Origin of the sequence: Mesorhizobium sp. M6A.T.Ce.TU.016.01.1.1 (assembly GCF_003997065.1) — a bacterium.
GTDB classification, from domain to species: domain Bacteria; phylum Pseudomonadota; class Alphaproteobacteria; order Rhizobiales; family Rhizobiaceae; genus Mesorhizobium; species Mesorhizobium mediterraneum.
This window is the reverse complement of the sequence record NZ_RZTJ01000017.1, coordinates 130,027-130,814: the sequence shown is the minus strand read 5'-3', so window position 1 is coordinate 130,814 and position 788 is coordinate 130,027. Positions and strand designations below refer to the sequence as shown.

Genomic DNA, 788 nt, shown 5'->3' with positions numbered 1-788 from the left:
GCCTCATCACCACGCCTGAGGCGCCGTTCGGCGGCGTCAAGGAATCGGGCCTCGGCAAGGAAGGCGGACATCAGGGCATCGAGGACTATCTCGACACCAAATATGTCTGCATCGGCGGCCTCGGCCTCTGATTGGGCAGGGTCTGTTGACCATCAATGGACCCAAGCCGGCCCGAGAGGTCAGGCGGGGATCGATCAACCAACTGGCGTTTCGGGCATGGCGATGAAGGACGGCGAGGTCTTCGGCACGACGCAGACGGGCGAGGCCGTCCGCCGCTTCACCATCCGCGGCGGCGGTCTAACCGCCAACATCATCGGGCTGGGCGCCATCATCCAGGATCTGCGCCTGGCCGGGCACGATGCGCCGCTGGTGCTCGGCTATGACAGTTTCGAACCTTATGAGACGGACACGGCCTTCTTCGGCGCCGTCGTCGGACGCTATGCCAACCGCATCCGCGATGGCCGCTTCACCATCGCTGGCCAGCGCTACCAGACCGAGCGCAACTTCCTCGACAAGCACACGCTGCATGGCGGCTCGCAAGGTTTTTCCCACCGGCCATGGGAGGTTTCGCTGCATGGCAGGGATTTTGTCACCCTGACCTTGCATGATCCCGACGGCACGATGGGCTTTCCCGGCGCGCTCGACGTGACCTGCACCTACCGGCTGAAAATCCCCGGCACGCTCAGCGTCGAGATGACCGCCACCTGCGAGGAGCCGACGCTGTGCAACCTCACCCAGCATTCCTATTTCAACCTGGATGACGGCGGCGCCGGCGACATTCTCGACCA

Annotated in this window: 1 protein-coding gene and 1 pseudogene; both read left to right on the top strand. The window is 64.1% G+C overall.

Features of this window, described 5'->3' with window-relative positions; translation table 11 throughout:
* Nucleotides 1–131, top strand: a 131-nt coding sequence (locus EOC94_RS25530; RefSeq protein WP_127294222.1) for an aldehyde dehydrogenase family protein, incomplete at its 5' end; no start/stop codon positions are given.
* 85 nt (nucleotides 132–216) lie between these two features.
* Nucleotides 217–788 (top strand): annotated as a pseudogene (locus EOC94_RS25525) (galactose-1-epimerase); the annotation flags it as partial.